Source organism: Leifsonia sp. 22587 (assembly GCF_052044215.1).
Classification (GTDB): Bacteria; Actinomycetota; Actinomycetes; order Actinomycetales; family Microbacteriaceae; genus Leifsonia; species Leifsonia shinshuensis_C.
This window is the reverse complement of record NZ_JBQENB010000003.1, coordinates 402,939-425,921: the sequence shown is the minus strand read 5'-3', so window position 1 is coordinate 425,921 and position 22,983 is coordinate 402,939. Positions and strand designations below refer to the sequence as shown.

Here is a 22,983-nt window from a genome sequence, read left to right as displayed (position 1 = left end):
CTCACCACTCGCCAGCGGAAGCCGCCGCGGCAGCGGTGAGGTGCACGTCGTTGCGGTCGACACGCCGCCAAGGGTCACAACAACGTGCACCTCAGCGAGAGGGGATGCGCCGCGCGCGCCCGGCGCCGGGCGCTAGGCGCGTGCGCGAGTCGTGAGTAGGTGCTCGAATTGCACGCGAGTGGCAGCATCCACTCACCACTCGACGGCGGAAGCCGCCGCGGCAGCGGTGAGGTGCACGTCGTTGCGGTCGACACGCCGCCAGGGGCCACAAGAACGCGCACTTCAGCGAACGTGGATGCCTCGGGTGCGCCGGCCGGGCGTGCGAGTCGTGAGTAGGTGCGCGAATTGCACGCAAGTAGCAGCATCCACTCACGGTTCGGCGGGGGCGGTCGCCGCCGCGGCGGCTGAGGTGCACGTTGTCGGGGGCGACACGCCGTGCGGGTGCGCGACTACGTGCACCTCGGCAAAAGGACGCACGCGCGCGGCACGTGCCGCGCACAGCGCCCGCGCAGCGCCCCGCGGGCGCCCCGCGCACGCAGAAGGGGCGGCCTCCCGGTGGGAGACCGCCCCTGGGGCGAGCGGCGTTACTTGCTGCTCTTGGTGGCCTGCTGGTAGGCCTTCATGGCCGCGGCCTGCGCGTCCTTGAGGGCCTCGCTGGCCGACTTGTTGCCGAGGAGGTACGACTGGATGGCGTTCTGCAGCTCCGTCTGGATCTGCTGGCCGGCCGGGGACGCCCCGAACGACTTGCCGCTGCCGACCACGTCGTAGTACGTCGAGATCGCCTTATCGAAGCCCGCGTTGCCGGACGGCTTCACGTACTTCTCGCGGAGCGTCTTGTCGGCCTCCGGCGAACCGGTGAACAGGCCGGTGTTGATCGCACCCGCGGTCTTCTCGATCGTCTTGGCGCGGGCGGCGCCCGCGGCCTCCCAGGCCGGCAGGCTGGTCAGGCTGAGCGCCCAGGCGCAGGCGGCGTCCTTGTTCTTGGCTCCCGCCGGGATGACGAACGACGTGCCGGAGGCGACGGTGAAGGGGTTGCCCTCGCTGTCCTTGAACGGAACGGCGCCGATGTCGACCTTGTCGACGAACGGGGTCAGCACGTTGACGTACCACTGGGCGTTGACCTCAGCGCCGACCTGGTCCTTCACGTACTGGTTGTTCTCGCCGAAGAAGTCGAAGGAGTCCGTGAAGCTCTTCATCTTCGCGTAGCCGCCCTGGGCGTCCGTGATCTTCTTCAGGACCTCCAGGCCCTTCTCGTTCTTCGGGTCGTCGAGCGTGGGCTTGCCGTCGCTGCCGATCAGCTGGCCGCCGTTGGCGAGCAGCCACAGGCCCGCCTGGCCGCTGGCCTGCGGGTCGAAGCCGAGGGTCGACGGGTTGCCGCCGGACGCCTTGTACATCTTCTTGACGGCCGCGACGAGGGTGTCGGGCTTCGAGGTGTCGATGTCGGCGTCGGTGACCCCGGCGGCCTTCATCACGCGCTCGTTGGTGATGATCGCCGGCGGCTGGTAGAACTGCGGCACCGCGTAGATCTTGCCGCCGTAGGTGATGTCGTCGACGACCGAGCCGTAGTACGACTTCTTCGGGTCGACGTTGTGCACCGAGTAGCACTGGTCGAGCGGCTGGATGAGGCCCTGCGCCGCGTAGGTCGCCACGAACTGGCGGTCCATCTGCACGACGTCGGGCACGTTGCCGCCGGCGACGCGGGTGGTGAACTTCTGCGCGTCGAACGGGGTCTGGTCGATCTTGATCGTGACGCCCTTGAGCTGGTCCTTGGCGTAGTCGATGCGCGAGGTGCCGACCTCGTCGGCGTTGTCGAAGCCCCAGGCGTTCAGGTTGCCCTTGACGTCTTTCGAGAAGTCGCCGCCGGAGGAGCTGCCACCGCTGGAGCTGCACCCGGCGAGGAGCGCCACCGACGCGGTGATTGCCACAGCGGCGAGGGCGGTGTGCCTCTTGTTCATCTGATTTCCCTTCAGTGGTGTCGCAGCGGGCGTCCTCGCCCGTGCGAAGAGGTACGGGATCCCCGACTGCCGGGGTTCGATGGCGGCAGTGTGGAAACCTTCCCACATCGCACGGTAATGCAGCAGCGAGGCTCTTCACAAGGGGACCAGGTACTTGGACCCGGTTTTCGTTACTTGATCGTTTCTTACGCTTGTCCGACGCGCTTCTCAAGTCCTAGGGTCGTATGGCAACGATGCCAGATCGACACCGGAAGAAGGCCCGATGCCCCGCATCCGCCGCATACTGCTGCTCGGACACACCCACCACGACGTCGGCTACACGAACAGCCCGCGGATCATCGACCGGATGCACGCCGAGATCGTGCGCGAGGTGCTTCGGCTCGCCGCCGCGGACACCGCCGCGGCGTGCGACCCGGACCGCTTCCGCTGGACCTTCGAGGTCGCCCGCCCGGTCCTGAACTTCCTGCGGTCGGCGACCCCCGGCGAGGTGGATGCGCTGGCCGCGGCGACCGCTGACGGCACGATCGCGGTCACCGGCGGCTACCTCAACATGACGCAGCTTCCCGACCTTCCGGAGTTCGAGGCGGCGTACCGGGCGCTCGAGCGCATCCGCGACGCGGGCATCCCGGTGCGGACCGAGCAGCACGGCGACGTCAACGGCATCGCGTGGGGCGTGGCCGACACCATGCTCGACGCCGGCCTCGACCGGTTGGTGATGGCGCTCAACCCGGATCACGGCCGCGCCCCGCTGACGCAGCCGAGCGTCTTCTGGTGGGAGGCGCCGTCGGGCCGCCGCGTGTTCACGCTGCTGTCGACGCACTACGGCTTCGGCGAGGAGTGGGGGATCGTCGACGGCGACGTCGAACTGGCCGAGCAGCGCATCCTCGCCTTCCTCGACGGCCTGGAGGCGCGCGGCGATTACCCGTTCGACACGGCGGTGGTGCACGCCGGCAACGACAACCGCTGGCCGACGGCCCTGTTCACGCGTGTCGTCCGCCACTGGAACGAGCGCCACCCGGACCGGCCGATGGAGACCGCGACGATCGACACGGCGATGGATGCGCTGGCCGCGCAGGCGACGGACGACCTGCCCGTCCTCCGCGGCGAGTGGGCGGACTGGTGGGCGCACGGGCACGGCTCCACCGCGCGCGACGTGGCCGTCTACCGGGAGGCGCGGCGCTTCGCCCGGTCGGCACGGGAGGCGTTCCGTCTGGCCGCGGAGCGCGGGGAGGGCGACCCAGCGCTGGCGACGGTGCTCGGCTACCGCCGCGGTCCGGTCCGCCTGCGGGACGGCGCCGAGCTCGCCGAGGTGTTCGACCGCGTGGACGAGGAGCTGCTGCTCTACGGCGAGCACACCTGGGGCTCGTGGGAGACGTATTCCAAGCCGCACTCGCACTTCACCGCGTCGCACCACAACGCCAAGGCGGGATTCGCCTTCGGCGCGTGGGACCTGGCCCGCGACCTGAACGTGGAGGCGCTCTACCGGCTCGCCGCATCCGGAGACGGAGCCGCCGCGACAGCTTCGGGCGACGCGCGCGTCTCCGGCTTCGCGGCCGCATCCGGGGTGCTGATCGCCAACCTCGGCGACCGCCCCCGCCGGGAGGCCGTGGAGGCGGAGGTCGACGGCACGCGGCGCGTGACCCTGGTCGCCGAGGTCCCCGCGCGTTCGGTGGTCGTGGTCGACGCCCCCGCCCCGGAGCCGTCGCCCATCACCGGTCGCGTCATCGAAGCCGGACGCTACCGGGCGGAGGTCGATCCGTCCCGCGGCGGTGTGGTCTCGCTGATCGACCGACGGACCGGGCGCGAGCTCATCGACCCGGACCTCCTGCATGGGCTCGGCGCGGTCGTCGTCGAGGAGGTGACCGAGGAGGGCCGATCGCATCCGATCTTCGACAACCCCAAGAACTTCAACCCCGCCTTCCCCGGCCCGGCCTTCGAGCGCGTTCACGCCGGCTCGGCCGCCGAGCCGGCGGTGACCGAGACTGCCGCCTTCACGCGCATCCACTGGACGACGGAGCTGCCCGGCATCCTCACCGCCACCCACACGCTCACCCTGTACCGCGACCTGGACGACATCGACCTCGCCGTGCACCTCGCGAAACCGGAGCGCTTCGGGCCGGAGAGCGTGTTCGTGGCCTTCCCGTTCGCGGTGACCGAGCCCGAGTTCCTGCTGGAGACCGCCGGTGCGGTGTTCGCGGCCGAGACCGAGCAGCTGCCGGACACGTCGAAGGACTGGTACTCGATTCAGCATGCGGTGGGCGTGCGCGGCCGTGGCACCGCTGGGAACGGCGACGACGCCATCCTCTGGGGCACGGTGGATGCGCCGCTCGTCCAGCTCGGCGGGTTCCACACCGGCGAGTGGGCGCGGACGCTGGTCGCTCCGGCCGGGCACGTCAACAGCTGGGTGATGAACACGTTGCACTTCACGAACTTCCCGGCCAGCCAGGAGTTCACCGGCACGCTGCACTACCGCTTCCGTCCTGCGCATTCCGGTGGTCTCCGCGACGCCGTCGCCCGTTTCGGCGCCGACCTGGCACTGCCGCTCCCGGCGCGCGCCTACATGGGGCCTCTCGGGCGGTGAGCGCTGATTCCGGCGCCAGGGGCCGATCCCCGAACCTGGCAAACCCCTCATAAGGGGGACATCCGCACATCCATCCCGCGCCGCGCTCCGGATGACCCCCACGGCGGGCGTTCCCTCCCCCGCCGAACGACAGGTGCGGCACGCCGGATCGCGACCAGGGGCGCGCGGTGTGCCGCATCCTGTCCACCCGGCTCGCTGTCCGCCCTGCCCGCCGGGCGGGCGCCGAGTGCGCCTCGCTCTGACGCTGCAACGGTGCACGGACGTCGGCGGCTCGATACCGGCAGGCGTGTGCGGGACACTGGGAGCGTGGGGCAGGACGGCACAGAGGATCTCGGCGGCGAGCGCGCGTCGATCGGAGCGGCGAGCGAGCCGTCCGCGGCCGGGCGCCCCGTGGACTGGCGGCCCGTGGTCGCGGCGCTGGCCAACCGCGATGCGCGAGCGGTGTGGGCGAAGCTCGTCGTGGACGGGGGCGGCGGAGCCCTCAGCCCGGCCCGCGAGCGACGGGCGCGCGAACTTCTCGACGCCGCGGGACTGCTCCGCACCACCGACGGGGGTGCCGTCGAGGTGGCCGACGTGGCGTTTCGGGAGCTTCTGGCCGCCTCGGCATCGCTTCAGCCGCGTCCGACGGGCGTCGAGCGGTTTCTGCGCCCGGACGGCCGGATCGACCGGTTCCCCGCCGCGGCCGACGACCGCTCGCACCTGCTCCGGCACATCGCCGACCGGGTGCTCGCGGTCGGCGAGATCGTGACGGAACGGGAGCTCACGGAGAGACTGGCCCGGTTCGGCGACGATCCGGTGACACTACGGCGCTATCTCGTCGACGCCGGCATGCTGCTCCGCACCCGCTCCGGGTCGGAGTACGCGCGGGCCGACGAGCCGTCGGGCTCCTGACCCGGGAGGTTCAGGCCGGGCTGGATGCGCGGCGCGCGTGCGCCTTCTGCATCTTGACCGCGTTCCCGCAGCCCGCCATGGTGCACCAGCGGCTGGAGCGGTTCTTCGAGTAGTCGTAGTAGGCCCACCGGCAGGTGACGCGGTCGCAGACCTTGAGGCGCGACCAGCCGCCGTCCTCGCGCGAAGCGCGGACCGCATCCAGCACCCCGGCAAGCGCCCCCCGCGCGCCACCGTCACTCGCGGGCTCGAGAGCGAACGACGCGTCGGCCGCGAAGGACAACCGCAGCGGCAGTTCGGCGAGGGCGTCGTCGAGGATCCGGAGCGCGGCGGGGTCGGCCTCGTGACCGGCGTGGGTCGCGAGCACAGAGCGCAGACCCTCGCGCAACGCCTTCGCGAGCGCCAGGTCGGCGTCGGTGGCGAGTAGGTCGTCGTCGCGGAGCAGTCCGCGCCCGACGAGCCACGACGTGAGGTCGGCCGGCTGCTCCCAGCCCTCCTCGTCCTCCTGGTACTCGACCGTGTTGACGAAATCCCGCACCAGCTTGAGCCGCGCCGGGATCATCTCGTCCTCTCGCTGGAACGCGAGATCCGTTTGCCGACCCATGACACCAGCATACGCTCTTGACAGGTGTCCACGCGAGGGGTCAGGGTTGAAACACCGGTCATTCGCTTTAGCCGGTGTTAGGAGGTCATGGTGGACCAGACGGCACAACGAATCATCACGGTCGCGCATCGGCCCGCGATCCCGGCGGAGAGCGTCGGGCGGTGGATGCGCATCCGCTACCGCGCGTTGCGGGTGCGGCGAAGCGCCCGGCGGGCCGAGCGCGATCCCTGGCTCGACCGGGTGTCGCCGTGGGCGTTCTGGGGACTGCACCGGTGAGGCGCCCCAGCCCGCCTTTCAGCCCGCCAGCGTCTGCTCGCACGCCAGCAGCGTCACTCCGACGCTCCACGCGTGCGACAGCGTCAGCAGCATCCCCTTCGGCTGGAAGCACGCGGTCTGGTAGTACCGCTCGCTGACCATGCCGCGGTAGGCGTTGAAGTCGCCGTCCTCGCGCGCGATGAACTGGCGGAAGCAGGCGAGGGTCTCGTCGGCCCGCTCCGCGTAGTGCGGGTCGCCGAGCGCGGCGGACAGCTCGCGCAGTTCGGCGGTGCAGACGAGGCCGTAGGCGTGCAGGTGCTGGTTCGACGGGGAGGCGTTGTCGGCCCCGCGCGTGCGGAAGCCGTAGGCGCCGAGCAGGGTGTGCTCCGGGAAGTGCACGTCGTACGTGTACCGGAAGGTCAGCATCCAATCGGCCGCGCGCCGTGCCACGTCGAGCCAGCGCGCGTCGCCCGTCGCCCGGTGGAGCGCGACGTACGCCATCACCGCGGCGTAGCCGTCCTCGGAGGTCGGTGCGAGGTCGACGTCCTCGGGCGCACCGTGGACGAACTCGCGGTCGACGAACTGCTCGTAGTAGCGGCCGGCCGCGAGGGCGGCAGGGAGGTACCGGTCGTCGCGATCGGCGGCTTCAACCAGAGCCGCGATCCAGGTGAGGCCGGAGGCGCCCGACCAGGACAGCACCTCGCCGGTCTCGGCGTGGTGGACCGACCCGAGGTTCCCGTCGGCACGCTGGCGGCCGACCATCACATCCAGGTTCGAGCGGAGGGCGTGCTCCCACTGGGGATGCGGGTCCAGCGCCTGGGCGCGGAGGAGGAACAGCGTCGCCTCGCCGAGCGTGCGGGCGTGCAGGCCGCGCTTCAGCTCCGTCCAGCTCTGCGTCCAGCCGTGGTCTCGGTACCAGACGCCCCAGAACGTGCCGGACGGCGAGAGGTTCGCGCTGATGAAGTCGATCACGTGGCGCGCGGCGTCCGCCTCGGCGGGGCGGTCGGTGCGGAGTCCGTGGGCGAGCAGCGCGAACGCCCACGGGATGCCGCTGACCCAGCCGACGTGCATGGCCTGCCGGTCGACGGTGAGGCCGTCGCGGCCGCTGACCTCGCGGTCGAAGCCGACCGTCTCCAGCAGCACGCCGGGGTCGGGGTCGTAGTGCCAGGTCAGCAGGCCGTCGGCGCTCAGGTCCGCCGCGGTCGCCACATCCACCCACGGCTGCAGGGGTGCGTCGGCGGCGGCCTCGGCGTGCAGGGCGCGCAGGATCGGGGCGTAGGCGTGACGGGATGCGTCGAGCGCGAAGACGCGCACCGACAGCTCCAGGGTCTCGCCGGGCGAGAAACGGTAGGTGGACACGTCGGCCGGGCGCGGACGTGCGTCGCCGTAGTAGGTGACCGGGTACTCGCGGTACGGGAAGCGGAGGCTCACGGTGGCGTCGCCCCAGGCGGCGTCGTGGGCGAGGCCGAGTCCCGTCAGCCCGAGCGCCGAGGTCTCGGCGGCGGCGAGCGCCACACCCCCGCGGCCCTCACCCGCCCAGGCGAACACGGCGGGCGTCGCCGCGCGGTCGGCGCGGAACTCCCACGTGTCGCTCACCAGGGCGTCGTGTTGCTCGGCGGTGTCGGCGCCGACCTCGAAGCGGGGGAAGGCGCGGGTGTTCTCGGCGGGTCGGTTCTCCCCGTAGAAAGCGCCGGGGATCAGCCACCACGGGTCGTCGGCGCCGTGGACGGGCGCCTCGAGGAGCACCGAGCCGTCGGCAGCCTCATCGCCGGTGTATCGCACACGTACGGTGAGGCGCCAACCGAGCTCGGCCTCCGCCCAGTCGAGGGCGACCTCGGCCGACGCCGCAGCGGCGCCGACCACGGTCGCACAGACCTCCGGCCGCGCGCTCACGGCAGCGGGCGCTCGATCAGGTCGACCTCCCGAACGGGCTGGGACGGGTCCGCCGGGACGACGAAGGTGCGCAGCTGCGAGGGGCCGAAGTCCTCCTCGATCGTCCGCCCGAGCAGGGGCAGCTCGATGCGCGACCGTCCGCCCTCGCCGCGGGTCTCGACGGCTCGCACGACGACGTCCGCGCCGCCGGGCGCATCCGTCTCGTCCTCCGTGCCCTTGAGCGCCGTCACCATGACCGCGTCGCCGCCGTCGCCCGCGAACGAGTTCACCGGGGGCAGGGCGCCATCGTGGAACGACTCCTGCATCGCGCGCACCGGGTTGCCGAGCACCAGGGCGCGGCGGATCGGGTCGGCCTCCCGCCAGTCGCCCGCGTGCGGCACCAGCTCGTAGCTGAACCGCTGCACGCCCTGGTCCTGGAACGAGTAGATGCCCTCGGGGTCGAGAAGGCGCGGGTCGTGCCACGAGTAGACGGGGCTGCGGACCGCGGTGACGCCGATGCTGGGCTGCTCGCCGTTGTCGGCGCCGCCGGGCGAGACGTCGTAGGCGTGCTTGTTCGTCGTGATGACGGTCAGCCCCGCTGCGGCGCCGTCGACCGTCCCGGCCAGGTCGACCCACGACTGCGCGGGCTCCTCGGCGCCGTCGACCGGGCGCTCCAGGTGGCCGAACGGGATCTCGTAGGTCGCCGTCGGGTCCTCCAGCACCGTCGGGAAGCGCAGCTTCAGAAGGTGCGCCTGCTCCCGCCAGTCGAGCGTGACGTTGACGCGCAGGACGGACGAGTCGTGGTCGAGGATGAGGTCCTCCACCAGGGTGGATGCTCCCCACTCGCGCTCGACCCGGACCCGCGAACGCAGCGGGCCGGTCTCGCGGACCACGATCCGCTTCAGTGCCATGGTCGCGCCCGGCCAGGCGTACGAGATGACGCGGTGGCCCCACGTGTCGGTCGGGTCGTCGTTGATCTGGGTGTGCTGGGCGCCGTCGACGCCGGCCATCACATCCACACCGGTCGCCTTGACCAGGTACGACGAGATCCAGCCGGTCTCCTGATCGATGCGGATGCGGACGTGGTCGTTCTCGAGAGTGTCAGCGGTCACCGTCAGCGCGCTGGATGCGGCGCCCGGTCCCGCGCCGGGGCGCAGGCGGTAGAGGCGGTAGCCGAGAGCGGGCACGTCGGCGCGGAACACGACAGCGCCGCGCGAGACGTCGTCCGTCGTGGCGGTCGACTGCGAGTTCTGGAAGACGACCGGCTCGCCGTTCTCGTCGACCACGTGGACGCCGGCGCGCTGCGCGCCGTACTGGAAGTCCACATCCACCGACACCGGCCAGGGGTGCGGGTTGAAGACGAGGACCGGCTGAGTGCCGTCCTCGCGGTCGACCTGCACCTGGCGGGCGATGATGTTGTGCGCCCGTGTGACGATGCGCTTCGAGATCGCGACGGCCTCGCCGAGCTGGTCGCGCGCGTCGTCGTAGGACGGCTCGATCGCCGAGCCGGGCAGGATGTCGTGGAACTGGTTGAAGAGCACCTGCTTCCAGGCGGTCTCCAACTGCTCGCGCGGGTAGTCGACGCCGTCGCTCGCGGCGACGACCGCCGCCCAGCGCTCCGCGTTCAGCACCGCGAACTGCGCGCGGCGCTGCCAGGCCTTGATGCCGGAGTGCGCCGAGTAGCAGCCCGGCGCGTGATGCTGCAGGTCGTCGCGGCGCACGGGGAGGGCGTCGAGGAACGCCTCGCCGCGCCCGAGCACCTCGTCGAAGTACGTGCGCGGTGAGGACATCGTCATCCTTCCGAAGGAGCCCATGCGGTCGTAGCGGTGGATCGACTCGATGTTCGCGATCGTCGGGCCGCCGCCGTGGTTGCCCACGCCGTAGAAGACCATCGCGGTCGCGTTCTCGCCGAAGCCGACCGTGCGGTCGAGGGAGGCGAGCGCCTTCTCGGTCTGGCCGTCCACCGACCCGGGCGGGCTGCAGTACTCGAACGGGATGCGGTACGCCAGCACGCGGGAGCCGTCGGGCGCCTCCCACCAGAACAGGCTGGGCGCGAGGTCGGACTCGTGCGGGCCGGGGCGCAGGAACGTGTACGAGTCCATCCCCTGGCCGCGCAGGATCTGCGGGAGCATCGCGTTGTGGCCGAACGGGTCCACGTTCATGCCGACCGTCGACGGCTTCCCGAAGCGCGACTCGAGGTAGCGCTGGCCGTAGAGGCCCTGGCGCACGAAGCTCTCGCCCATCGGCATGTTGTTGTCGGGCTCGACCCACCAGCCGCCGACGTTCACCCAGCGGCCCTCGGCGACGCGGCGCTTGATCTGCTCGAACAGCTCGGGATCGGACTCCTCCACCCAGCTGAGCAGCACGATCTGGTCGCAGGTGAAGACGAAGTCGGGGTACTCCTCCATGCGGTGGATGGCCGACCAGAAGGTGGCGCGCGCCTCCTGGTAGCCCTCCTGCCACGGCCACAGCCACACCGGGTCGAGGTGCGCGTTGCCGATCATGTGGAGGGTGCGCTGCGGCGTCGCTGTCGGACGCTTCGCCGGCGGGAGGTCGCGGGGCTGGGTGCCGGCGGGGGCGTTCGCGACGGGGGCCCTGCCGCTCGCGTCGGGGGCCGCCGCCTCGGTCTCGCCGGTCACCTCGGCGCCGGATGCGCTCTCGCGCGGCTCCTGCGCCGCATCCACCGCGAACTTCTCGGGCGTTTCGGGGCCGACGCGGACGGCGTCGACCGCTCGTGCCGCGTCGTCCGTCTCCGTGCGCGCTCCGGCGTCCGCTCCGACCTCGGCGTCGGGCGCCTGCGTGTCCGGCGTGTGCGGGGTGGTCACAGTGCGTACTCCTCGTCGCCGTCGGCCCACGCATCCACGATCTCGGAGAGCACGTGGAGCATGAACGTGTGGAATTCCTGGATCCTCGGGGTGGTCGTGGACGGGCTCAGCAGCGCGTAGTCGGCGAACTCCCGCGCGGGACCGCCGTCGCCCCCGCCGAACAGCACGGTCGTCGCGCCGGCCGCCTTCGCGGCTTCGAGCGCTGAGACGATGTTCGCACTCCGTCCGCTCGTCGTGAAAGCGGCGACCACGTCGCCCGGGCGTGCGAGGCCCGCGACCTGCCGGGCGAACACGTCGTCGTAGGAGTAGTCGTTGGCGATGCACGTCATCGTGGTCGGGTCGGTGCTCAGCGTGACAGCGCCGAGCGGCCGCCGGTCGCGCTTGTAGTGGCCGATGATCTCGCCGGTGAAGTGCTGGGCGTCCGCAGCGCTGCCGCCGTTGCCGAAGGTGTACAGGATGCCGCGCTCGGCGAACGCGTCGCAGAGCACCTTCCCGACCTCGCGCAGCGCGGGCAGCAGTGCCTCGCCCTTCTCGGCGACCTGGATGTGCGCCTCCAGCTGCTGTCGCATCCACTCAGCCACGGGGGCCTCCCTTCGGTGTTCCGGCGATCGCGCCCTCGAGCTGGTCCAAACGGTCGAAGGCGACCGCGCCGGCACCGACGACGCAGACCACGTCGCCGAGCGCGGCGAGCACCACGGTGGATGCGGCGGCTGCGGGCGCCATCGCGGCGGCGGCCACCCGCTCGCGCACCGGCACGAGCAGGGCGTCACCGGAGCGGGTCACTCCGCCGCCGAGGACGACGAGGTCGGGCTCGAAGACGTTGACGAGGTCGGTGAGGGCGGTGGCGAGGACGTCGATCGTCTCCTCCCACAGCTCGGAGGCGAGCGGGTCGCCGTCGGCCGCGGCCGCGACGACGTCCTCGGCGCGGACGACGGGCAGCTGCGCGAGCGACGAGCCCTGCCCGCGCTCGGCGACGGCCTCGCGGGCGCGGAGGGCGATCGAGGTGCCGGAGGCGTAGCCCTCGAGGCACCCGCGCCGACCGCACAGGCAGGGGCGGCCGCCGGTGCGGACCATGACGTGACCGAACTCGCCGCCGTTGCCGGCCGCGCCGCGGTGCAGGCGGCCGGCGATGACGGCCCCTCCGCCGATGCCGGTCGAGATCGTCAGATAGACCATGGTGTCGGCGTCGCGCGCGGCTCCGTAGCGGAACTCGCCGAGAGCGCCGGCCGTCGCGTCGTTCTCGAGCACGGCGGGAACGCCGAACTCGCGCTCGGCGAGCTCCACGATCGGCAGGTCGATCCAGCCCGGGAGGTGCAGCGGGCCGGTCAGGACGCCGGCCTTCGCGTCGAGCGGACCGCCGCACGAGATGCCGACGGCCTCGATCGCGAGGCCGGACTCGGCGATGGCGCGCTGCCCCATGGCGAAGAGTCTGGGAACGATTACACCCGGACCCTCTTCGCGTCGCGTGGGTTCGACGGTGAGTGCGTGGGTTCGTCCATCCTCCGTGACGACGCCGACAGCGAGCTTGGTGCCGCCGATGTCGAGTGAGAGGACGGCGCGGAGGCCGTTTGCCATCATGTCCTTCCGAGGGGTGCACGACCGCGCCTTCGTCGGTGGATCGTGTGGGATCGTTCCCACAGATACTAGGCCGCCGCGGGCAGGCGGGTCAACATGGCGCGTTCGTCTCCGGACGCCAGAAGCGCCCGGCGGCCTGCCTCACGAGTGGTGACATCACGTCCGAATTCGGGGCGGATTCGCGCATCCACTCACGACTCGATGGAGGCGGGGGTTGCGCGGGGCGGCGTGCGGCGCTAACGTACAACCAAATAGTTGTAGATGAGATGACGGACGCCGAGGTCGATCGGCTCTTCCACGCGCTGGCGGATGCGACGCGACGGGACATCGTCGCGCGGTCGCTGGAGGGCGAGCACTCCGTGAGCGAGCTCGCGGAGCGGTACGACATGAGCTTCGCGGCCGTGCAGAAGCACGTGGCGGTGCTCGAGCGCGCCGGACTCGTGCGCAAGCGGGCGCGCGGACGAGAGCGGGTCGTCTCCGGCGACCCCGAGACCATCCGGCGTGCGTCGCGGCTGCTCGACGAGTACGAGGCGATCTGGCGGCGGCGGGATGCGGCGATCGAGGGGATCCTCGCCGCGGACGGCCGCTGACCACGCGGCCCGTCGCATCCATCGACGCCGACCGGCACTACCCCGCACCACCGGAACCACCCGCACCACCAACCAGAGAGGAGCGGCCGATGACCTTCATCGAGTCGACCAAGGATGTGGACGCGCTGACGCTCACGTTCGTCACCGAGTACGACGCCCCGCGGGAGCGCGTGTGGCAGCTGTGGTCCGATCCGCGGCAGCTGGAGCGCTGGTGGGGTCCGCCGGAGTGGCCGGCCACCTTCGACACGTTCGAGTTCGAGCCGGCGGGACGCGCGGCGTACTACATGACCGGACCCGACGGCACGAAGGCCCACGGGTGGTGGCGGTTCGCCGAGATCGACGCGCCCGAACGGATCGAGCTGGATGACGGCTTCGCCGACGAGAACGGCAACCCGATGCCCGGCGAGCCGGTGCGCATGGTGACCACGTTCGAAGAGCGGGACGGGCGCACGCGCATGACGCAGCTGGTGCGCTTCGCGTCGGCCGCCCAGCTGGAGGAGATGCTCGCGATCGACATGGAGGAGGGCATGCGCGAGGCCCTCACCCAGGTCGACGCCCTCCTTGCCGCCTGACCTGATCCCTCGACGGGGGGCAGGAACCGATGGTGGGGTCAGGGGGCGTCGAGGAAGGCGAGGAGGTGGGGGAGCGTGCGGCGGAGGGACGTGGGGTCGCCGGCGGCGGCGAGGCGTTCGCCGAGGTAGTCGCCGTGCATGCCGGGGACGATGAGGAGGCGGGCGTCCGGCAGGAGGGCGGCCAGCTCCACGAAGTGGGAGGCGCGGACCACGTCGCGGTCGGCGCCGACGACGAGCGTGGGGGCGGCGACCGAGGCGAGCAGCGCATCCGGGAAGTCCTCGAAGCCGAGCATCAGCTCGCGGTCGAGCTCGAACATCCGCCGGGCGTGCTCCGGGTCGCGGCTGACGGCGAGATCCGCGTCGCGGTACGGCGCGGGGAGGTCGTCGAACGTTCCCGCGGCGAGGCCGTCCCAGAAGCCGTCCACCATTCCGGAGCGCCGGACGGGCGCCGACGCTGCGATCAGCCGGCGGACCAGGCCGGGGTGGCGGGCGGCCAGCTGGAGGGCGACCTGCCCGCCGTTGCTGAATCCCAGCACATCCACCGGCCCGACGCGGAGCGACTCGAGCACCGCGGCGACGTCGTCCGCCGAGCCCTCGAAGCTCGCGGGCCGGTCGCCCGACGGCGTGCGCCCGTGCCCCTGCAGCTCGACGGCCAGCACGGAGCGGGTCGGAGCGACGAGCGGGAGCAGGAGCCCCCAGTTCGTCTCGATGGTCGAACCGCCGCCGTGGATGAGCAGCAGCGGCGGGTGCGGCGAGTCCGGGTCGCCGAACCAGGCACGGTAGAGCGGGATGCGGTCCACGCCCGCAGGCTAGCCGAGCGTCCCCGCCGTGTCGACCACCGCATCCAGCGCCGTAGCCGCCACTGTGTCGACCACCGCATCGCCCGCCTGCCCCAGCCGGACCCCGCCGACCCGCACGTCGGCCGCCAGCCGCTGGCGCTTCCGCGCCTCTCCGCCCGCGCGCACCGCGAACCGCAGCCGCACCGTCTCGCCTGCGCCCGCGACGACCGCCGCGGGTTCCGGACGGCTCCACCCGGGCGGCGTCACGAGCTCCGCCACCACCTCGCGGGCGTCGTCGTACGCGTTCACTACGACGACCTCGTACGTGAGGTCGTCACCGGCTGTGACGCGCTGGTAGAACGGCTCGACCAGCACCAGGTTGCCGTCCGCCGGCGGCCGCTGCCCGTCGTCGGGGAGCAGCCCGTCGTGGATGGCCGCGAGCTCGTCGCCCTGCTCCGTCAGCAGCTGGAGGTAGTCCTCGTCCACCTCGCGGCCCTGCCAGTGGCCGGTGATCATCAGACCGGGGGCCACCCGGCGGTACAGCGCGGCGCTCTGGATGAAGTCGTCGCGGCGGAAACGGTTGCGGTACTGGTAGTTGAGGATCTCGCGCTGCACGCCGAGCCGCCCCTCGGCGGTCTGCTGGTCGCCTGTCGCGAGCACGCGGACGCCGTCCACCTCGAACTCGAAGGCCGCCGCGTACAGCGTGTGGCCGGGCAGCTCGTGGGTGACGATCTCGTACTCCTGCCAGCGGACCGTGCCGCCCAGCGGCAGCACCCGGTCGGCCGGGATGGGCTCGAACCACTGGCACGGGAGGTCGGTGCGCATCGGGTCGGCCATGATCGGCGCGACGTTCTCGGGCAGCCACACCTCGGTGCCTTCCACGTCGCGCAGCAGGTTGAGGCCGGCGATGTGGTCGTCGTGATAGTGCGTGCCGAGCACGACCTCGATCGACGTCACCCCGAAGTCGCGCTTCAGCGCGGGCAGCGACGCGAGCCACGGCCGGCGCGCGGCCCGGTCGGTGCCGGCCGGCCATCCCGTCGACATGTCGTAGCCGTAGTCGATGAACAGGGCGGCGCCGGAGTCGCTGAGCAGCACGTAGACGCACGAGTTGGCGGTGCGGTTGAGGAGAAGGTGGTCGGTGAGGCGGACGAACGGACGCTCCAGCCAGTCGCGCAGGTCCCACGGGTTGGTGCGCCGCGAGTCGACGTACTCGCCCATCCGCACGGCGAGGCTCTCGAGCGCCTCGATCGCCTGCGGCATCGGCTCCCCGTGCGACGGGAGCAGGATGGTCGGCTCCTCCTCCTGCAGCAGCAGGCACGAGAGCACCGTCATGGCGGGGCCCTCGTTCTCGGTGTACGACCACTGGGTGGCGGCGAGCGACCAGACCTTGCCCGGCGCGTAGATGAGGTCGCCGGTGAACGCGATCCGCGCATCCCCCCGGTCGACCAGGTACGCGACCGACCCCATGGTGTGACCGGGGGCGGGGACGGTCTTCACGTCGATTCCGCCGAACCGCGCCGTGCGGTACTCCGGCACGGTGCCGGCGATCGGCACGGGGTCGAGGAGCGAGAAGCGGTCCTGGCGCAGGTTGTAGTCGTTGTAGAGCGCCCGCGCCGACCACATCTCGTCGACGCGGGCGAACAGGTCCTGCTCCACCGGCGGCACGTGGATGGGGATGCCCGCGGCGACCGCGCGCGGCAGCCCCTGCCCCTGGTCGCGATGGTGGTGGGTCATGAGGATCGCGTCGAGGGTGTCGAGACCGAGCTCGTCGAGGTGGTCGAGCACCTCTCCGGACCCGAAGTCGATCGCGATCGCCCCCCGGCGGCCGTCGCCCGAACCGTCGCCCGCGGTGACGACGTAGACATTGCAGGTGTCCGCGAACCGGTGGACGCCCGGAGCGACCTCGGTGAACGCGCTCATACCGTGGTCGGCTCCTTCTCGGCCCGCTCTCCGCGAGCCGCGCGGTAGCCGCGCCACAGCTCGGCGATCTCGTCCAGGTCGGCGTCGGTCACCGCCTCGCGGCTGTTGTCGATGGATTCCACGTAGTAAAGCGCGGGGACGCCGAGCTCCGGCTGGATGCGCGAGTAGGCCAGCCACTCGTCGCGGCTCGGCATCGGCCACTGGTCGGTGTCGATCGGGTGCCCGGGCAGCGCCGCGGCCGCGATGTCGTGGCGGTAGCGCAGCTGGTCCCCGACGGGCACCGGGTCGCCGTGCACCGAGTCCTCGAGCACGTCGTTGAGGCGCACCATGTCGGTGACGCCCGAGAACGAGGGATGCACGGTGTGCGTCACGACCAGCGCATCCGGCTTCGCCGCCTTGGCCGCCGCGTGGATGGTCGCGATGATCGCGTGCAGCGCGCTGATGCCCCAGGCGCCGCCGTCGGGCTCGCCGTCGCCGTGCGTGCGCAGGGTGACGCCGGAGGGAGCGCGCTGGGTGAAGTCGACCTTGAAGCCGTCCGCGTCGAGGCCGTCGGGGGAGACCATCCGCGTGACCTGCTCGGCGAGCGCCTCGAGGTAGGCGGGGTTCGACGGGTCGACGGCGACCGGCCGGCCGTGCGCATCCCGAACCGTCAGCTCGGGTGGCAGCCCGGTCGGGTCCCAGGCCTTGAACCAGAGCAGCACGCGCTGGCCGGCGGCGTGACGCTCGTCGATCCAGGCGCGCAGGTCGGGCCACTTCTCGGTGTCGACCGTGTTGGTGCCGTAGTCGGCCTGCCAGCGGTCGTCGATGACGACGGTGCCCGGGTGGATGTCGTGCTCGGCGAGCCGGCGCAGCCAGCGGTCGTAGAGGTACTGGCGCGCCAGATCGGGGGCGAAGGCCGCGCCCGCGGGCAGCACGAAGCCGTCCGCGTTGTCCGTCGCCAGCGCCTCCCCCTCGTGGCTCATCCGCACGGCGAGGGCGCATTGGGCTCCCCAGCCGCAGAAGATCGGCTCGTGCCACCACGACGCGCTCTCGCCCGCCGGCTGCGCCCAGCCGTGGGCCGCGAGGTCGTCGCGGTAGTCGCGGATCAGCGAGAGCGGAGCGCCGCCCGGCCGCAGCACGAACTCCGGCGAGACCCAGCCGCCGGCCCGGACGCGCGTGTGGCCCTCGTAGGTGAGGCGGAACAGGAAGCCGCCGTCGATGGCGTCGTAGCGGAAGGTGGTGAAGCCGAGCTCCTCGACCGGCGCGACGACCGAGACGCCCAGCCAGTCCCCGACCGGCATGTCGGTGGGGCCGTGCGGCGCGTCCGCGGCGATGGAGGGACGGCCCAGCCCGAACACCAGCGGCGGCGGCGAGAAGATGCCGTGGAGGCGTCCCGGCTCGGCGTCGCCGACCACGCCCAGCTGCGCCTGCGTGTTCGACAGCCGAACCACCTGGATCGGCTCGGTCGGCGTCGGGACGAACACCGACGGGAAGCGGATGCCCGAGCGGAACGTGCCCGCCGCGCCCGTGGGCAGGGCGGCCTGCCCACCGAACATGGTGAGGTCGGAGATCCGGGCGTCGTCCTCCTCGGTGGTCACCTCGACCCGTGCCCGCACCTCGCGCGGCGTGCAGTGCAGCACTACGGCCTTCGTCGCCCACGCGCTGGAGTCGGTCAGCACGGTGACGCGCACCGAGCCGTCCGGGTCCTCCTCGACCGTGACGGCGGTCGGGCCACACGACTCGTCGGGGACGCCGACGCGGTCGACGCTCGCCAGCAGGGAGAGGTCGCTCCACAGCTCGCCGTCGGGGCCGGCGATCGTGGCGCGCGGGCGCGTCAGGGCGACGCCCAGCGTGTAGGCGGGCGCGACCAGCACGACCTCGGTCGCGCGGCGGGTGACGGTGATGTCCTGGGTGGTCTGCATGGTCCTCTGTCGGGGGCGGGGGGTCAGAGTGCCGCGAGCGCGGCGGCGGAGTCGGCGGTGAGACCGCCGTCGGGGCCGGTCAGCCGGAGGCGGAAGCGGGGGGCGGGCGCGAACGAGACCTCGAGGGCGGCACGCTCGTCACCGAGCTCCCATTCCAGCGCGAGGGCGCCGTTCGCATCCACACGGTAGCGGAACGAACCTTCGAACGCCGCGTGGGTCGACCGCAATCGCACGAGCGCGAGCTGGGCGCGCGTGACCTCGCTGCCGAGGGCGGTGTCGAGCTCCTCGGGCGTGTAGACGTGGCGGTTGACGTCGCGGCCCTGGCCGGTCCGCTCGAACAGCGCCACGTCATCCAGACCTCCGAGCAGGCCGACGTAGTAGAGCTGCGGCCGTCCGGGCAGCCAGAGCTGCACCGCGCGGGCCAGCAGGTAGCTCTCCGCGTCCGCGCCCAGTGCGGAGAAGAAGGTGGCGTTGATCTGGTGCGGGAGGCTCATCCACGCGGGGATGACGGACGCGAGGGTCGAATGCCCGTGCGTCGCCTCCGCGGCGCGGGCGAAGATCGCGGCCATCTCGTCCTGGTCGATGAGGCCGGGCCGGTCGGCGGAGGGACCGGCGTCGATGATGCCGATGCCGTCGTGGGTGTCCAGCACCGTGATGGCGTTCTCGGGGCGGATGCGCAGCCACTCGGCCAGGCGGTCCGAGGTTCCGGTGCCCAGGCTGTGGAGCAGCAGCGGGGCGAGGGCGAAGTCGTAGACGAGGTCGACCAGCGGCGCGATGGCGAGCTGCTGGCTGTAGTGTGCGTGCACCTCGACGAGCACCCGCAGTCCCTCCTCGCGGGCGATGCCGACGATCTCGCGCACGAACCCCAGCGTCTCCTCCGTCATGAAGCTGTCGGAGCCGGGGGTCTTGTCCGCGTAGCCGACCGCGTCGAGCCGGACGGTCGTGACGCCTCCGGCACGCAGGGTCGCCAGGATGCGACGCAGGTAGGCGCGGGCGCGGTCGTTCGCCACATCCAGGTCGACTTGGCTGGGCATGAAAGTGGTCCAGACCAGTCGCCGCCGGCCGTCGGCCATCCGGTACGCGGTGAACGGCAGCCCCGGCCGCGGACGGTAGAAGGCGGTGATGTCGTTCTCGCTCGCACCGTCGGGGAAGACGGTGTCGAAGGTGAGGAACATGCCGTCGTGGGCCGACTCCTCGCCGAGAGCCAGCCAGTCCACGAACTCGGCCGACTCGCTCGAGACGTGGTTGACGATCAGGTCGGCGGTCACCTCGCGTTTCGCCGCGATGGCGCGGACGTCGTCCCAGGTGCCCAGGCGCGGGTCGACGGTGCCGTGGTCGATCGGATCGAACCCGGCGTCGGCGCCGTCGAAGGGCACGAAGAACGGCAGGATGTGCACCCCGGCGAAGTCGCGCAGCGGACCGTCGAGGAGCGCACGCAGCCGCGGGAGATCGCCGCCGATCCGGTCGGCGTAGACGAGGAGGTCGACGCCGGTCACGCGGTGGGCCTCCCGTCCGCGGCTTCTCCGTCGAGAGCAGATGCGGAGGTTCCGCCGGACCCGGGAGGCGCCGGCCGGTTCGCGCTGGCGTCCGGCGTTCCCGGGTCCGACGGGGTCAGTGCCTCCACCAGGCGGGCGACGCCGCCCGCCGGGGAGGTGAGCACGGGGAGGTCGACGCCCGCGGAGGCGGCGGCCGCCGCCATCGACGCCTGGGCGAGCACGAGCACGGCGGCCGGCTCTGCGCCGCCCGCCGGCGCGGCCTGTGCGCGCACAGCTTCGGCGATGAGCCGGTCGTGCGTCTCCTGGTCGCCCGCGGCGCGTGCTGCCGCGGCACCCTCGACGACCGTCGCGGTGACGTCCGCCCGCACGCCCTGGGCCGCGGCCTCGCGCTCGATCAGCCGGGTCGTCGGCCCGAGGGTCGCCGTGTTGGTCGCGAGCACCGCGATCCGCGGATGCCCGCTCGCTCCGGCGATCCGGGCGGCCTCGGCGGCCATGGCCGCATCCACCCGGACGACGGGGATGCGCAGCGCGGCGGCGGCCTCTTCGGCCGCCTCCCCGATGGACGAGCAGGTGACCAGCACGGCGTCCGCGCCCGACTCCGCGAGGTGGCGCAGGTGGGAGGCGACCCGCTCGCGAACCTCGGGAGTGACGCCCTCGGCGATGGCCGTCTCGAGCATCCACGCGTCCACGACGTGCTCGCGGGCGACGCCGGGGACGGCGTCGGCGACGAGGGCGTCGAAGGACGGCGCCAGGGCGGGGACGGTGTGCAGCAGACCGGCGATCATCAGGCCTCCCGCCACGGCCGGGCCTCGCGGTCGACGACGTCGATCAGCGCCTCCAGGCGCGGCACGGAGAGCTCGCGCAGCGCGGTGGGGACGTCGTCGCGGCCGACCACGTCGCTCCAGAGGGCGCGGCCGGCGAGGAACCCGCTGGCCCCGGCGCGGCAGGCCGCCTCGACGGCCGGGAGGAAGGCGGGGCGGTCGACGCCCTGGGACAGCACGACCCACGGCCCGGTGATGGCGGCGTTCAGGCGCTCGCTCTCCTCGCGCTGGGCGCGTGCGTCGCCGGTGCCCGACAGCGGAACCTGCACCTTGTAGAGGCTCTGGCCGGAGGGCGACAGCTCGGCGGCGGCTTCGCGGATCGCGACGTCGAGATCCCAGGTGCCGTCCGAGAGCTCGGCGGGCGTCGCACGGACGACCGGCTCCAGCACGGAGAGGACGCCGCGGGCGCGGCACTCGGCGACGAATCGCTCCACGAGGCGGACGCGCTGCTCGCGCAGGGCGTCGCGCCGCCAGATCACGAGCAGCTTGAGCGCCGAGACGCCGGCGAGGTCGAGGTCATCGAGCACGACCTGGTCGAGCGCCGTCTCCTCGACGGGGCCGCCGTCCTCCTGGGTGAGCTCGTCGGCGGCGAGGATGAGGCCCGTGCCCGACGGGAGCGTGTCGCGGACGGCCTCGAAGCCGTAGTGGCGGTCGATCAGGAAGCCGGAGGCCAGCGGGCCGAGCGCCTCGGCGACCTCCAGCTTGAAGCGGACGAGCACGTCGTCGGCGGGACGGCCGGCCCCGGCGAGGTCGAACATGTGGCGGAGGCTCTCGCGCTGGTCCATCGCGACCATCGCAAGGGCGCCGCCGGGGCGGGCGATGGCGTCGAGGTCGAGCGCCGGGCGGGACGCGGTGTCGGTCATGCGGTTTCCTTCTGTTCGGGTGCCGCCGCCTGCACGAAGGCGTCCAGCAGGGCCGGATCGCCCACGGAGGCGACGGTGTCGGCGCTGCTCAGCGGCAGCGAGGTGGTGAGGCCGGCGACACGGTGCACGGCGAGCATGGCGGCGCCGGTGGCGACCGGCTCGGCGACGTCGGCGCGGCGGAGGACGCCCGGCACAAGGCGCTGCTTGAGCCGCCACCAGGCGCCGTTGCCCGCTCCGGGACCGCCGAGGACGGCGAGCTTGTCGCGTCGCGGGCCGGCGAGGCGGCTCTGGGCGGCATCCATCCAGGCGAGCTGGAGGGCGAGACCGGTGAGCACGGCGGTCAGGGCGGCGGCCGGGTCGGCGGAGGCGACGGGCGCGGCTCCGGCGTCGGTGCCGGAGCGCACGAGCCGCACGGTTGCGGTCGCGTCGGGCGCGGGCGACTGGCGTCCCCGCAGGTAGGGCAGCACGAAGGCATCGAGGGGACCGTCGGCGAGCAGCCGGGCCTGCTGCAGCACGTCGTGCCGGTCGGCGCCCGGGATCAGCTCCGAGAACGCCCACTCCACCAGCGCCCCGGCCGTCGGGTTGCCGGCCAGGAGGGTCTCGAAGCGGCCGTCGACGCAGCGCGCGAGGGACATCCCCTCGCGAAGGGCCTCCTCCCGGGAGACACCGCGGGCGATCCGGAGCAGCGCCTCGGCGGTCCCGACCGAGTCGGCCGCGTCCCCGGGCTCCCGAGCGCCGGCCGCCCAGGCGCCGACCGCGTGGTCGTGCCCTGCGACGACGACGGGGATGCCGGCGCCGAGCCCGAGGGCGGATGCCGCGCTCGCGGTGAGGCTGCCCGCCGTCTCGCCCGGAAGGACCACTCGAGGGAAGCGATCGGGTGTCAGGCCGGCGAGCCCGAGGAGGTCGTGATCGAAGGTCTCCGCGAGCGGCGCGCCGGATTCAGGCAGGCGGTACGCCATCGTGCGGGCGGCGAGGGTGTGGTCGGTGACCGCCTCGCCGGTCAGCGCCGACACCACGAGCCCGTCGGCGCCGAGCCAGTGGGCGTCGTCGAGCCGGGCGTCACCCTCGGCTGCCAGCCGGAGCCAGTGCGTCAGCGGCGACTTGTGCGGGGCGGGCACACCGGTCGCGTCGTACAGGGTCTGTGCGCCGACGGCCGCGACGAGCCGGTCGGCGGTCGCGGTGTCGCCGTCCGCCCAGCGGAGCAGGTCGTCGCGCGGGATGCCGCCGGGGCCGGTCAGCGAACCGGTCTCGCCCATGGACGCGACGCCGATCGCCGCAATCGGGTGCGGGCTGTCGATCGCGACCTCGCGCAGCGCGCCGAGCACCACGGCCTGCAGCGCGTCACCGGTCCGCGGCGTCGGCATGCTCAGCGTCCGCTCCTCGCTCACGCCGTCGCCGAACACGGCGAGCGCCACCTTCGTGTTGGTGGTGCCCACGTCGACGCCGAGGGCGGCGAGCGGAGCGGGGGTCACGCATCCATTCTGTT

Annotated in this window: 18 protein-coding genes; 5 read left to right on the top strand and 13 right to left on the bottom strand. The window is 72.5% G+C overall.

Annotated elements, in window-relative coordinates; genetic code table 11:
• Positions 1–584: 584 nt before the first annotated feature.
• The gene (locus ACTJI1_RS14220) at positions 585–1,955 is read right to left on the bottom strand and encodes an ABC transporter substrate-binding protein (protein ID WP_440743142.1); all 1,371 of its coding nucleotides are present in this window, start codon (positions 1,953–1,955) and stop codon (positions 585–587) included.
• A 262-nt stretch (positions 1,956–2,217) separates the two neighbouring features.
• Here ACTJI1_RS14220 and ACTJI1_RS14215 point away from each other — a divergent pair, with 262 nt between their 5' ends.
• Entirely contained in the window at positions 2,218–4,536 is a 2,319-nt protein-coding gene (locus ACTJI1_RS14215) for a hypothetical protein (protein WP_440743141.1), read from the top strand.
• Between the two features lie 306 nt (positions 4,537–4,842).
• Complete coding sequence (locus ACTJI1_RS14210) at positions 4,843–5,427, top strand: DUF2087 domain-containing protein (RefSeq protein WP_440743140.1); 585 nt, start codon at positions 4,843–4,845, stop codon at positions 5,425–5,427.
• A gap of 10 nt (positions 5,428–5,437) precedes the next feature.
• Here the strand turns inward: ACTJI1_RS14210 and ACTJI1_RS14205 are convergent, their stop codons facing one another.
• Positions 5,438–6,028, bottom strand: a complete 591-nt coding sequence (locus tag ACTJI1_RS14205) for a CGNR zinc finger domain-containing protein (RefSeq protein ID WP_440743139.1) — start codon at positions 6,026–6,028, stop codon at positions 5,438–5,440.
• Between the two features lie 87 nt (positions 6,029–6,115).
• Here ACTJI1_RS14205 and ACTJI1_RS14200 point away from each other — a divergent pair, with 87 nt between their 5' ends.
• Positions 6,116–6,304 carry a hypothetical protein gene (locus ACTJI1_RS14200; protein ID WP_440743138.1) on the top strand — a complete coding sequence of 63 codons (189 nt, stop codon included), beginning with the start codon at positions 6,116–6,118 and terminating at the stop codon, positions 6,302–6,304.
• Between the two features lie 18 nt (positions 6,305–6,322).
• Here ACTJI1_RS14200 and ACTJI1_RS14195 read toward each other — a convergent pair whose 3' ends face one another.
• Genes ACTJI1_RS14195 through ACTJI1_RS14180 form a run of 4 tightly spaced genes read right to left on the bottom strand, consistent with a single transcriptional unit; the run spans position 6,323 to position 12,555 of the window.
• Positions 6,323–8,176 carry a hypothetical protein gene (locus ACTJI1_RS14195; protein ID WP_440743137.1) on the bottom strand — a complete coding sequence of 618 codons (1,854 nt, stop codon included), beginning with the start codon at positions 8,174–8,176 and terminating at the stop codon, positions 6,323–6,325.
• Positions 8,173–10,980 carry a glycoside hydrolase family 38 C-terminal domain-containing protein gene (locus tag ACTJI1_RS14190; protein ID WP_440743136.1) on the bottom strand — a complete coding sequence of 936 codons (2,808 nt, stop codon included), beginning with the start codon at positions 10,978–10,980 and terminating at the stop codon, positions 8,173–8,175. Before ACTJI1_RS14190 ends, ACTJI1_RS14195 begins: the two co-directional genes overlap by 4 nt.
• Complete coding sequence (locus ACTJI1_RS14185; protein WP_440743135.1) at positions 10,977–11,561, bottom strand: D-sedoheptulose-7-phosphate isomerase; 585 nt, start codon at positions 11,559–11,561, stop codon at positions 10,977–10,979. Before ACTJI1_RS14185 ends, ACTJI1_RS14190 begins: the two co-directional genes overlap by 4 nt.
• Positions 11,554–12,555 (bottom strand): ROK family protein, encoded by a 1,002-nt coding sequence (locus tag ACTJI1_RS14180; protein ID WP_440743134.1) that lies wholly within the window; start codon positions 12,553–12,555, stop codon positions 11,554–11,556. The genes ACTJI1_RS14185 and ACTJI1_RS14180 overlap by 8 nt, the downstream gene beginning before the upstream one ends.
• 266 nt (positions 12,556–12,821) lie before the next feature.
• On the opposite strand from ACTJI1_RS14180, the gene ACTJI1_RS14175 reads away from it, so the two are divergent.
• Complete coding sequence (locus ACTJI1_RS14175) at positions 12,822–13,145, top strand: ArsR/SmtB family transcription factor (protein WP_440743133.1); 324 nt, start codon at positions 12,822–12,824, stop codon at positions 13,143–13,145.
• 89 nt (positions 13,146–13,234) lie between these two features.
• The gene (locus ACTJI1_RS14170; RefSeq protein WP_440743132.1) at positions 13,235–13,717 is read left to right on the top strand and encodes an SRPBCC family protein; all 483 of its coding nucleotides are present in this window, start codon (positions 13,235–13,237) and stop codon (positions 13,715–13,717) included.
• A gap of 38 nt (positions 13,718–13,755) precedes the next feature.
• Here the strand turns inward: ACTJI1_RS14170 and ACTJI1_RS14165 are convergent, their stop codons facing one another.
• Genes ACTJI1_RS14165 through ACTJI1_RS14135 form a run of 7 tightly spaced genes read right to left on the bottom strand, consistent with a single transcriptional unit; the run spans position 13,756 to position 22,969 of the window.
• The gene (locus ACTJI1_RS14165; protein WP_440743131.1) at positions 13,756–14,517 is read right to left on the bottom strand and encodes an alpha/beta fold hydrolase; all 762 of its coding nucleotides are present in this window, start codon (positions 14,515–14,517) and stop codon (positions 13,756–13,758) included.
• Between the two features lie 9 nt (positions 14,518–14,526).
• Entirely contained in the window at positions 14,527–16,416 is a 1,890-nt protein-coding gene (locus ACTJI1_RS14160) for an MBL fold metallo-hydrolase (RefSeq protein ID WP_440743130.1), read from the bottom strand.
• Entirely contained in the window at positions 16,413–18,317 is a 1,905-nt protein-coding gene (locus ACTJI1_RS14155) for a hypothetical protein (RefSeq protein ID WP_440743129.1), read from the bottom strand. The genes ACTJI1_RS14160 and ACTJI1_RS14155 overlap by 4 nt, the downstream gene beginning before the upstream one ends.
• 23 nt (positions 18,318–18,340) lie before the next feature.
• Positions 18,341–19,813: a sucrose phosphorylase gene (gene gtfA, locus ACTJI1_RS14150; protein WP_440743128.1), complete on the bottom strand. Its 1,473-nt coding sequence runs from the start codon at positions 19,811–19,813 to the stop codon at positions 18,341–18,343.
• Complete coding sequence (locus ACTJI1_RS14145) at positions 19,810–20,613, bottom strand: aspartate/glutamate racemase family protein (RefSeq protein WP_440743127.1); 804 nt, start codon at positions 20,611–20,613, stop codon at positions 19,810–19,812. The genes gtfA and ACTJI1_RS14145 overlap by 4 nt, the downstream gene beginning before the upstream one ends.
• Positions 20,598–21,497: a hypothetical protein gene (locus ACTJI1_RS14140; RefSeq protein WP_310132411.1), complete on the bottom strand. Its 900-nt coding sequence runs from the start codon at positions 21,495–21,497 to the stop codon at positions 20,598–20,600. Before ACTJI1_RS14140 ends, ACTJI1_RS14145 begins: the two co-directional genes overlap by 16 nt.
• Positions 21,494–22,969: an FGGY-family carbohydrate kinase gene (locus ACTJI1_RS14135; protein ID WP_440743126.1), complete on the bottom strand. Its 1,476-nt coding sequence runs from the start codon at positions 22,967–22,969 to the stop codon at positions 21,494–21,496. The genes ACTJI1_RS14140 and ACTJI1_RS14135 overlap by 4 nt, the downstream gene beginning before the upstream one ends.
• Positions 22,970–22,983 lie beyond the last annotated feature (14 nt).

What these genes read in the sequence shown, in the direction of transcription:
- ACTJI1_RS14220 (WP_440743142.1), bottom strand. Translation starts at nt 1,955, where the DNA reads ATGAACAAGAGGCACACCGCCCTCGCCGCTGTGGCAATCACCGCGTCG.
- ACTJI1_RS14215 (WP_440743141.1), top strand. Translation starts at nt 2,218, where the DNA reads ATGCCCCGCATCCGCCGCATACTGCTGCTCGGACACACCCACCACGAC.
- ACTJI1_RS14205 (WP_440743139.1), bottom strand. Translation starts at nt 6,028, where the DNA reads ATGGGTCGGCAAACGGATCTCGCGTTCCAGCGAGAGGACGAGATGATC.
- ACTJI1_RS14200 (WP_440743138.1), top strand. Translation starts at nt 6,116, where the DNA reads ATGGTGGACCAGACGGCACAACGAATCATCACGGTCGCGCATCGGCCC.
- ACTJI1_RS14180 (WP_440743134.1), bottom strand. Translation starts at nt 12,555, where the DNA reads ATGGCAAACGGCCTCCGCGCCGTCCTCTCACTCGACATCGGCGGCACC.
- ACTJI1_RS14175 (WP_440743133.1), top strand. Translation starts at nt 12,822, where the DNA reads ATGACGGACGCCGAGGTCGATCGGCTCTTCCACGCGCTGGCGGATGCG.
- ACTJI1_RS14170 (WP_440743132.1), top strand. Translation starts at nt 13,235, where the DNA reads ATGACCTTCATCGAGTCGACCAAGGATGTGGACGCGCTGACGCTCACG.
- ACTJI1_RS14160 (WP_440743130.1), bottom strand. Translation starts at nt 16,416, where the DNA reads ATGAGCGCGTTCACCGAGGTCGCTCCGGGCGTCCACCGGTTCGCGGAC.
- ACTJI1_RS14155 (WP_440743129.1), bottom strand. Translation starts at nt 18,317, where the DNA reads ATGCAGACCACCCAGGACATCACCGTCACCCGCCGCGCGACCGAGGTC.
- ACTJI1_RS14140 (WP_310132411.1), bottom strand. Translation starts at nt 21,497, where the DNA reads ATGACCGACACCGCGTCCCGCCCGGCGCTCGACCTCGACGCCATCGCC.